The sequence below is a fragment of the Peribacillus simplex genome (genome assembly GCF_001542915.1).
Lineage (GTDB): Bacteria > Bacillota > Bacilli > Bacillales > DSM-1321 > Peribacillus > Peribacillus simplex_B.
This window is the reverse complement of record NZ_LNNH01000002.1, coordinates 62,451-73,364: the sequence shown is the minus strand read 5'-3', so window position 1 is coordinate 73,364 and position 10,914 is coordinate 62,451. Positions and strand designations below refer to the sequence as shown.

Annotated in this window: 10 protein-coding genes; all 10 read right to left on the bottom strand. The window is 38.7% G+C overall.

From position 1 onward, the window contains the following. Positions 1-163 precede the first annotated feature (163 nt). Entirely contained in the window at positions 164-1,093 is a 930-nt protein-coding gene (locus AS888_RS00380) for a nucleoside hydrolase (protein ID WP_061140227.1), read from the bottom strand. Between the two features lie 22 nt (positions 1,094-1,115). After that, positions 1,116-2,297, bottom strand: coding sequence for a NupC/NupG family nucleoside CNT transporter (locus tag AS888_RS00375; RefSeq protein WP_061140226.1), 1,182 nt, complete (start codon positions 2,295-2,297; stop codon positions 1,116-1,118). 116 nt (positions 2,298-2,413) lie between these two features. Further along, complete coding sequence (locus AS888_RS00370) at positions 2,414-3,349, bottom strand: pseudouridine-5'-phosphate glycosidase (protein WP_061140225.1); 936 nt, start codon at positions 3,347-3,349, stop codon at positions 2,414-2,416. Beyond that, positions 3,333-4,319, bottom strand: a complete 987-nt coding sequence (locus AS888_RS00365) for a carbohydrate kinase family protein (protein WP_397250363.1) — start codon at positions 4,317-4,319, stop codon at positions 3,333-3,335. Before AS888_RS00365 ends, AS888_RS00370 begins: the two co-directional genes overlap by 17 nt. An 82-nt stretch (positions 4,320-4,401) precedes the next feature. Further along, complete coding sequence (locus AS888_RS00360) at positions 4,402-5,310, bottom strand: EamA family transporter (RefSeq protein WP_185113002.1); 909 nt, start codon at positions 5,308-5,310, stop codon at positions 4,402-4,404. Positions 5,311-5,551: 241 nt separating this feature from the next. Next, on the bottom strand, positions 5,552-6,637 hold the full coding sequence (locus tag AS888_RS00355) for a carbohydrate kinase (RefSeq protein ID WP_221408548.1): 1,086 nt from the start codon (positions 6,635-6,637) through the stop codon (positions 5,552-5,554). A gap of 411 nt (positions 6,638-7,048) precedes the next feature. After that, complete coding sequence (locus AS888_RS00350) at positions 7,049-7,258, bottom strand: hypothetical protein (protein ID WP_061140222.1); 210 nt, start codon at positions 7,256-7,258, stop codon at positions 7,049-7,051. 417 nt (positions 7,259-7,675) lie between these two features. After that, positions 7,676-8,230 carry a cysteine hydrolase family protein gene (locus AS888_RS00345; protein WP_061140221.1) on the bottom strand — a complete coding sequence of 185 codons (555 nt, stop codon included), beginning with the start codon at positions 8,228-8,230 and terminating at the stop codon, positions 7,676-7,678. A gap of 444 nt (positions 8,231-8,674) precedes the next feature. Beyond that, a complete protein-coding gene (locus AS888_RS00340) occupies positions 8,675-10,126 on the bottom strand; it encodes a spore germination protein (protein WP_061140220.1) in 1,452 nt (483 codons plus the stop codon). 186 nt (positions 10,127-10,312) lie between these two features. Continuing rightward, the gene (locus AS888_RS00335) at positions 10,313-10,825 is read right to left on the bottom strand and encodes a peptidoglycan-binding domain-containing protein (protein WP_061140219.1); all 513 of its coding nucleotides are present in this window, start codon (positions 10,823-10,825) and stop codon (positions 10,313-10,315) included. Positions 10,826-10,914: the final 89 nt, after the last annotated feature.

Genomic DNA, 10,914 nt, shown 5'->3' with positions numbered 1-10,914 from the left:
GCTCGAAGAGCCCAAATCTCGTAACCTTTGGTCAAAATTTCAAAGGAATTTCAAAAGGGGTTCGGAATTTTTTAATTCCGAACCCCTTTTGTCTACAAACAGAGGCGATTCTTCCAAATGGAAGGATCGCCTCTGTTTTTATTGGTTTTTCTCATGTCAATTCTTAGAATTTCTTCAACGCTTCAATCATAAAACTCCAAAAGCCTTCGACGTCCAGTTCCAATCCATACTTGGCATTTACTTTTCTTCCCGTAACCCCATGCAAATCAATTAAAGTCGTACCTGCCGTAAACTCTCCTTTCGTTTCCACTGTTATATTCACTTCTTTCATTTTGAACAATTCTGGTGCAACACAGTAGGCGACAGTTAAGACATCGTGTACCGGTGCCCCTGCAAAGTTGAACATTTCTTTGTATGTCGAGGCGAAGAATACTAATAATTCTCCTACTATTTTGGCCACATGATTATCAATTTTTTGCACTTGATCGATGACTTCTTTTGTAGCCAGAGCTTGATGAGTGATATCCAGTCCCATGACCGCTATTGGAATGCCGCTATCAAATACTTTTTTCGCCGCTTCCGGATCTGCCCAAATATTAAATTCTGCAGTTGGCGTCCAGTTTCCAAACGTTCCGCCGCCCATAAGGACAATCTCTTCTATATTGTCCTTGATCGCTGGGGCTTTTAATAAAGCCAAAGCAATATTTGTCAAAGGTCCTGTCGGAAGAATCGTAACAGGTACTTTTGACTCTTTTACAAGGCGTATGATCGTATCGCAGCCATGTTCATCACTCCAGCTTCGAGAAGGTTCAGGCAGCTCCGGACCATCAAGACCTGTATCACCATGAATACCTGGTGCCGTTTCTCGTAAGCGAATCAACGGTTCACTTGCCCCTTTTGACACCGCAACACCGGATAAAGATACTAAATCACAGATTTTCAACGCATTTATCGTCGTTTTTTCAATTTCCGCATTCCCGGAAACCGTCGTAATTGCCAAAATCTCCAGCGATGGTTGTGAAGCGGCCAAAATAATTGAAATCGCGTCATCATGCCCTGGATCACAATCCAAAATGATCTTTTTCGTTTGCATCATACCCTCTCCTTTATAGGAATTACATGACAATCCCCATGATCGTTCCGGAAATTACGGAAGCTAATGTAGCACCCAGCAAAAGTTTCAAAGCGAATTTGGAAACATGATTGCCCTGTTTTTCACTAATGGACTTGATTGAACCTGAAACAATGCCTACCGTTCCAAAATTCGCGAAGCTAACCAAATAAACCGATACAATGGCAATCGTTTTATCAGAAAGGTTTTTTGATATTTCACCAAAATTCAGCATCGCAACGAATTCGTTGGTAACAAGCTTTGTAGCCATTATTCCGCCCGCCTTTACAGCTTCTGGCCACGGAATCCCCATTAAAAAAGCGATTGGTGCAAACAGATACCCGATAACCGATTGGAAGGAAAAATGAAAAACACTGAGAAAGATTACATTGATCAATTCCATCAAGGCAATGAATCCCAATAACATCGCCGCAACCGTGATAACGATTTTAAAGCCATCCATTACACTATCCCCAACCATCTGGAAGAAAGGAACTCTTTGATTCTCTTCCAATTGAATCAAATCCTCATGGTCGTCCAAGTCATATGGATTGATGATATTAGCAATGATAAGAGCACTGAAAATATTCAAGACAACAGCGGTAACAACATACTTCGGTTCCAGCATCGTCATATATGCCCCAACCATCGCCATACTTACCGCACTCATTGCCGAGGTACATATCGTATATAGCCTTTTTGAAGATAAATGTGGAATTTGTTTAATAATTGTAAGAAATACCTCTGGCTGACCAAGGACAGCTGTAGATACCGCAAAATAACTTTCCAGCTTCCCCATTCCCGTTATTTTACTTAATATCAAACCTAAATATTTGATTAGGAATGGCAATATTTTTATATAATTCAATATTCCAATTAACACCGACATGAACACCAAGGGTAATAGAGCTACAAAGAAAAACGTTGTTGCCCCTTTATTTACCATCCCGCCAAATACAAATTCAATTCCGGAATCTGCGACCGCCATTAGTTTTTCAAAAAATTGGCCTACGCTGGTAATCGCAATCAGGCCAATGCTAGTATTCATCATCGTGTACACTAAAAGGATTTGCACGGCCAACATGATCAGAATTCGTTTATATTTTATTTTCTTCCGGTTATTACTGAATAAAAAAGCGATGATAAAAACAAACAGGATCCCTGTTAGCAAGAATATAAAATCCATTCGACCATCCCCCTAGAGTGTTAACGCTTTCAACCTTATATAAAAAAACAACTTCTATAAGTCTAGTTGTCTAGTATAACAACAGGGTGAGCTTATAGAAGTGGTGTTGGTGTTGCTTACACTCTCAGTTTATTATCACTTAGCTTCTCATTGAAACTTACTGCTATTTGGGTTCCCACTTTAGCATTATGCTTTACTAATTCGATATTGGCTTCAAGGCTTTTACCGCCTGTTAATTCTTTGATTTTCCCAAGTAAGAATGGCGTACTATCTTTACCGATGATATGGTTTTCTTCTGCTTCCCGTATTGCTTGAGTGATGATTCCATTGATGTAATCTTGATCCATCGCATATTGTTCCGGTATTGGATTAGTAATGACAGCCCCGCCCTTTAGGCTTAATTCCCATTTGGTTTTTAATGTTTCAGCAATGACATCTATTGAATCCGTAAAGAAGTTTAATTTATGCTCACTTTCCCTAGTGTAAAACGCTGGAAGGCATTCCGTTTCATACCCTATTACGGGAACCCCTTTTGTTTCAAGGTATTCAAGAGTAAGCGCCAAGTCCAGGATCGATTTAGCTCCTGCACATATTACAGCTACATCGGTTTGAGCCAATTCCTCGAGGTCGGCTGATATATCCATAGTCGTTTCCGCTCCTTTATGAACACCGCCAATACCGCCTGTTACAAAAACTTTGATGTCCGCTAACTCCGCGCAGATCATCGTTGTCGCAACAGTTGTTGCCCCTAGTTGTTTGGTAGCGATAATTTGCGCCAAATCACGTCTCGATACCTTGGCCACATATGGGCTTTTCCCAAAAATCTCTAGTTCTTCATCTGTTAATCCGATTTTGATTTTCCCGTCAATGATGGCGATTGTTGCTGGAACCGCACCGTTATCACGAACAATTTGTTCAACTTCACGAGCCATTTTGACGTTTTGAGGATAAGGCATACCATGAGAAATGATGGTGGATTCTAAAGCAACTACCGCTTTGCCTGACGCTTTTGCTTCTTGCACTTCTGAAGACAGTTCAATATATTTTTTCATTTGTAAATTCCTCCATATCCAATTTAAATTGAGTTTGTGACAATTCTTGCCTAACTGTATATTTTGACATGATCGTTTTATGAGAATTGACCAAGCCCGATTTGATGACAGATTCAAAATCCTTCTTTTGTAACCAAGAATAAATGACACCTGAACAAAATGAATCTCCTGCACCTGTGACATCCGCCACTATGGGCGTTTCAACAGATGGGAAATGCTGTATATAACCGTTGGCACCTCCAGTCATGACCCCTTTTGATCCGTTGGTCACAATAACATTTCTTACTCCTAGCTTCAGCCACTCTTTCACCGAATTTTCCCAATCTTCCCTATCGTTGATTTTGACATTCAAATAAGTTTCCGTTTCATCTTTATTGACAATCAGCCAACTCACTGCGTGCATCTTTTTAGGAAGCCCACTCATTTTTTGAGATGAAACAGGGATAATGACTAAAGGAATATGATGTTTAGCAGTGAACAATCCTAGATATTCTATTGTTTCACTTGGACAATTCAAGTCCACTACAATACATTTGGCGATAAGGAGAAGATCGATATTTTTCAAAAGCAATGCGGGTGTAATATAATCAAACACCTTCATATCGGCCAGGGCTAAAGATAAATCGCCGTTTTTGTCAATAACGGCCGTGTAGGAGCCCGTTGATATGCCGTCAATTTTAATGACATGATCCAAATTCATAAAAGGCGAAGAAGATTGATAAATATCAAACCAATCCGCATCATTTCCTCGTGCTGAAAGCAAGATAACTTCTTCCCCTAAACGTCCTAAGTTTTCAGCAATATTTCTCGCAACCCCCCCAACCGTTCTAGAAGATCCTATGACAGGATTGGAGGTTTTTTTAACAATTTCATTTTTGGTATATAATTTTTTATCAATATTCGCTCCCCCTATACAAATAATGGGGGACTTTTGTTTTCCCGCATTAAAAGCAATAGCCAAAATCAACACCCCCTTTTTAAACATTTGTTTCTTTTTTAAACATATGTTTAGTATACGCTTACATTTTAACTTGTCAATAAATTTTAAAAATTTAATTAAATGATCTTTCCTTATTTTCATTTCCCAGCATACGCTTTCCACTTAACGTCGATATAAAAATGCCCAAAATTATGATTACTACTCCCAACATTTGCAATAAAGTCACCATTTCATTTAACAAAATTACCGAGACCATCATTGCGACTGGCAACTCAACTGCACTCAATATTGACGATTTACTTAATCCTATTTTCGGAATGGATATGCTGAACAGATAAACGGGAAGAATCATTCCAAATAAACCCAATGCCAGACCATATATCCAGAGACCATCACTAAATAGAGTGCCGTCCCAGACTATTTGTGGAGTTTGGAAGACAGCTGTCGTTATGAAAGCAAAGAAAGAAACCATGACTAATCGATTGGATGTTGTCATGGTTGGATTTGCTTTGCCATTAAAAAATAAAAATAGAGAATAGCAAACGGCTGCTCCCAGCCCCCATAGCCACCCTTGAAGAGGTACCTTCGTTAAGTCGACATCCATTAGGCCAGCTGCTGGAATGGTTCCGACAAATAATAATAGTATGGAGACGTATTCAGCTCGCCCAGGAAATTGCCGTTTTGCAATACAAGAAATCAGCATGCCGATCCATGTAAACTGAAATAAAAGAACAACAGCTAAAGATGCAGGCAAATAATTCAAGGAAAGACCATACGAAATATTGGTCATCCCTGTCAAGATTCCCACAGGAATCATATTTTTGATTCCACTGATTTTCAATTTTTTTCTTTGAACGGCAAATATACAAACTGCTAGCATAAAGCCCATGACAAATTGGCTTGTAACTGCTTCCGAGGCTGAAAAACCATCAAGCATAGATAGTTTTATGATTGTTGAAACTACGCCGTAGCTGCATGCCCCAATAACCACAAACAAAGGATAAAAGTACAGTTTACTCATTGGATCTTTCTCCTTTCATATCTCACTACCGAATATATAGGCAATAATGAGTTTTAAAACAAAAGTTTATCACGAAGACAAATGTTTAGTAAATACAGAAAAAGTTAAATTTCACACAAAAAAACCGTAAATTTTCTTGAAACAAGAAATTTTACGGTTTTTTTATAATTTGTTCTAAAATTACACGTAAATCGCTCTGCTTATTGGTTTCATGGAACTGAAGTCAACGTTATCCTTGCCATCAATCCGTATCATCCTTGTAGCCTTCTTCAGCAAGTTCATAAAGAAGCTCATCTGTAATATCTGCATTGGTGTTCCAAGTTTGCAAGGTGATGGAGGAAGCTGCCATGCCAAATCGTAAAGATCGTTCGAAGGATTCATTTTGATTCATGCCGAATAAAATGCCTCCTATCAATGCTTCATCGACTCCATTGTTACACTGAAAATTGTCTTGTAGAGGAAGCAAATGCTCTTGCCTTCCATCATTAGCTGCCCAAAAAATCCCCTGCCTGTCCAAGGTGATGATAACCTGACTGACTCCTCTTTGAATGATTTGCTCGGCTGCTTTCTTACAATCTTCAATCGTAACGACTTCCAGATTGGACATTATCGATATTTCACCACGATTGGCAATCAACAAATCTATGCCCTGTAAATTAGTTGGCATTCTCGATGCCTTAGGCGCCGAAACGGGATTAATCCATAAGGTCAATTTTTCTTTTTCACATCTTTTAATAAGATAAGTCAAGGTTTCTTCCGGAAGGTTGGAATCTGCAAATATTATATTGGAAGAGGCAAGATGCGACCAACGTGCTTCAATCAACTCAATGTTAAACTGGTCATAGATTTGCATATCAGCCACCGCTAAAATCATTTCACCTGAATCATCAAGAATGGATGTATATGTACCTGTCTTTTCCATATTCAATGCCAAGCATTGACTAACATCCACTCCGTATCTTTTTGTTTCTTCCATTAACCATTTTCCTTCTTGGTCATCCCCGATCAAAGTAATCAATGATACTTGGCAGCCTAACCTTCCGAGGTTCTCTGATACATTTCGGGAAATACCGCCACAGGACTGTCTAACCGCTGCCGGGTTGGACGTACCATACTGAATGGGCTTCAAGGTTTGTGACATACGATCAATATTGGCGCCACCGATGCAAGTAATTCGTGACTCTTCCCGCACGATATAGGCTCGCCCTAATATTTCTCCCTTTTTCGTCAGAGTTGAAATATAACCAGCCACTGCTGATCTTGATAGTCCAAGTTTTACTGATAATTCTTGTTGAGATATAAAAGGATTCTCTCTGATTAATGCCAAAATATACTGATCCTTCACCTTATTTCCCTTCCTTCTCTAACATCTGTTGTATGAGTATTTGTGAGTTTATGTATATATAATGCTTGACCCATCCTTCAATACTTATATTTTATAAAATATTTGTGTTAATGTGAAATTGAATCAGTCCTTCTCCTGATTTTATATACTCAATCACATGAATAGAATCCGTTGACTTGCTTCATTCCGATCTTATTTATCCGGTCTTCAAAATAAGCATCACTGTATCGATTTCACCAAAGTCTTCATGATGCGCATCATTGCCCTTCAAAAATTTCGCTCACGCACATTGTTATATAAGAATAGGAACAACAAGTTTGCTTCCTTCCTCCTATTAAAAAAAGTGCCAATTTCTTTTCGATAGAAACCGGCACTCCGTATATCCGCTACATGTTACCGAGCCGCTTTAGGCGGTTGGCATACGTCACATTTACGTTGGTTATTATTTTTGAATTTCTTGAATGTTTTTTCAAAGTTGCTGCCGCAGGTACATTTAAATAGTAACTTTTGCGAAAAACCGTGATATTCCGTCGTTAGCAACTTACTTTCCGAATTGCCCTCAACGAATTCTTTAATTTTGCCAATGGTCCATTGTTTGTTCACTCTCTTACACCTCCAGTTTTTGTATCGCTAAGCGGAGGCTTTTTCTTGGCATCCGTTCAATTATAATCATCCTAAGTTAACCATTATAACATGAATTGATAGGCATTTAATAGCTTGAACTATGTTATGAACTGTACTCGAACCCGCCTCCAAAGATTGTTTTTCTTCGTGGTCATTAAATCATGCCGGCTACCCACTTCAGGCAATCGCCCTAAGGAGCCTCGCACACCCGCTCCCTGAAATATATTGACCAAGCGGGGACTGTGAAACAATTAGTTCGTAAAATGGAGGATTCCATGGACCTCGCCTTCATTCATGAAAGAAAATAACATCCTCTTTTTATTGGAACTAAAAAAGGAATCGGAATTTTTCAATTCCCATCCCGTTTTTTCTACAAACTGAGCGATTAGCAATCGCTCATTGAGGGTGGATTTCACTTTCGATCCAATCAAGCTCTGTTGTTTTTTTCAAACATATCTTTGCATTTGGACTCCAAAAGTTCTTTAACGTTTCATGGACATGTTCGATAATGCGGGGAGCTGATAGGTGCTTTGCATCATTCGTCGTGTGGGCATCACCGATAAGGGTGACATCATAGCCTAAATCAAAGGCTCCCCTACATGTGGAATCAACACAGTATTCCGTCTGTGCTCCACAAATGTAGAGCTGCGTGACACCTAGCTTGTCGAGTGTTTGTTGTAATGGGGTGTGGCTAAACGAATTCGGCACGCTTTTAAAGATGGTCACCTCTTGAAGGAGTGGCTTCTCAAGCCTTGGGTGAAACTGCCACCCAGGTTCGCCTTTTTTCAATGGTCCTTCTGGCGACTCATGTTGAATATAGATAATCGGTATTTGCAGTCCTCTTGCAGATTGAATTATATGGTTGATGTTGTCAATTACCTTATCGCGTTTATAACCTTCTTCCACAACGGCCGTTTGCATATCAATGATCATTAATGCTTTCTTTTCCACCCGTAAGCACCTCCGTTTTTCACTCGTTTCAATCATAACAAAACTCTGACTTTTTATACACATGAACAAAAATATATTGATTTTCATGTATATCCAGCAAAGGCGTAAAATTTTAGTTCGAAAGCAATCCTTGAACGTATTGTTTCCCTCCTCATTATTTATAATTTTATTGGTGTGGCTTCACTTTTTCGTGTTGAGGAGCGGAACTTGGGAAGACGAAGATGGTAAGAGGACAAGAAACACAAAAAGATGAGCCAGGAAATGTATCTACTGGCTCATCTTTTTTATGTTTTCCTGGCACATCTCGACAAAACTTGTACCTGAATATTGAAAGTTGCTCTCTCGTTTATTACTTTAATTTGAATGTATGATAAGTGTTAAAAGGCCCCCAATTGGCTGCTTTATCAAGGCGTTAACGACTCGTTAGTTAAAGTTGGAATTTGTTTAATTATTTTCATCTGGATAACCATGTTTGCTGTTAACTAATTTTTCCAATTTTCCCCGATATAGAGAGTCTTTTATTTCTTTCACCCTAAAAGGAATGAGCGGAGAAAGGTATGGGACTCCAACGGATTTTAAACTGATCATATGCATTAATATAAGAGTAGCACCGATAATGATACCAATATAACCGAAGTAGTAAGCCAAGATAATGATGATAAATCTTAAGGTACTAAATGCTGCTGTGAGTCCTGAATTGCCAAACAGGGTTCCCGTAATGAACGTTAACCCGACGATGATAAGACCTACGGGATGGATCAAGTTTGCTGTAATGGCTGTTTCACCAATTAAGATAGGTCCAATCAGTGCTATCAAGATCACCAGGTTCTTAGGTATCCTGTTACAAGCATCTATAACGACACGAAATAAAATAATGAGTATGATGACTTCCCAAATTGTGGGTAATAGTTCGTTTTTTGTGACTAAGGATTCATAAACCTTTTTGGATAGACGGTCACCTCCGTACTTATCGAGTGCAACATAAATTCCTGAAAGGAATATTGTTGTTAAAAAGGCAAAAAGACGTATGATTCTGATGGAAAACCTTCCATAATTGGTCGTATAATCATCCGGTGCTTGTAAAAAATCCGTGAACATCGACGGGAAGATCATTACTTGTGGATTACCATCTACCATCAATATTACACGTCCTTCCAAAATGCCGGAAGCTATTACATCAGGTCGTTCTGAATTCAAGGTTAAAGGAAAGAGTGTTTGTTTCCCATCCACTATTTCTTGGACCACTCTTCCTTGCATGATATATTTAACATCGACTTTTTCCAATCGTTTTCTCACTTCTTTTAATATACCATTGTCAACAGTATCATGGAGGAACAGGAGATATACATCCGTTTTAGCTACAGACCCGAAATTCATCTTTTGTACGTAAAATTGTTCTGATTTAACCATTCCCCTTAACACGTTTATATTGGTTTGAGCATTTTCCGAAAAGCCAAAAACCATACCATTTGGAGTTCTTTCTCCAGAAGACTCTTCCAGTGCCCTCTCTTTCCATTTGGCAGTATCTGCAATGATGACTTCTAAAAACCCATCAAATACCAAAACGGTTTTACCTTGAATTATTGCATCAAGTACATCTTGATATGAATTGGTGATTTTAATACTTGCTGCGGAAAGTATACTATTTGCTACGTTATTTATAAACTCCTTATTGATTAAAGGTTTATCTATGTTTAAGGTATCCATGATTCGAAGTATCACTGAATTCTGAAGGTAGTCCGTATCAACCAAACCACCTAAAAAAACAACATTCAACTTCATTTTTTTATTGATCCCAAATTTGATTTCTCTAATACTTAAATCAAAAGTATTGTTAAAGTTCATTTTTATATTGTTAATATTATTCTCTAAATCCTCCTGCAAAGTATAGGACATTGTTCAACCTACCACCTAAAATATTTTATGCTTTTAGTATGTTCATAAAAGCAAGAATATATTTTCAGTTATTGTGATCGACTAAAGATTGTTCAACTAACATGCCACGTTCGTTGCATAAAGAAAAAACGTGCCTAAGCGGTCACGTTTTTCGTATGAAGGAAATACCTTTACTTCTATATTATTTTAATTGGCATACAAGCGGTATTGATCGCTTAAAGTATCTCCATTACCATAAATATAGGCTTTAGATCCGGATGTGTAGGAGGAATCATCGTACTGCCATTTGATTCTGAGCCCCATATTTCCACCTGCTCCAAAGGTGTTCTTGCCGCTTTTCTTAATATATTGCGAAAAGCTGTCCCACGTCCTGGGACCAACCACACCATCCACTTTCAGGTTGTTTTCTTTTTGATATTTCCTTACACCCGCTTCCGTTTTCGGTCCGAATATCCCATCGACGTCAACAACCGCTGAATCGGTATAAAATCCCATTACATTCAGGATATACTGCATATTTCTGACTTCCACCCCAAGGGTGTCCTTACGCAAAATAGAATTTTTATCCCAGCTATCAGGATGGTGAAATCCTCCGGCGGATGCGAAAGCGGTGGAAAAAGTTATCCCTAGGCCCATTGTCAATACTACCAAGCTGGTGAGTAATCTCTTCAAAAAACCATCTCCCTCTTTTTTATGCATCTTAACCACCTTGACTATTTCCCCTCAACCCTTATATTCCCCTTCCGACCAATGTCCTATTTTGAGAGAATTCCAAATATCCCCTGAAG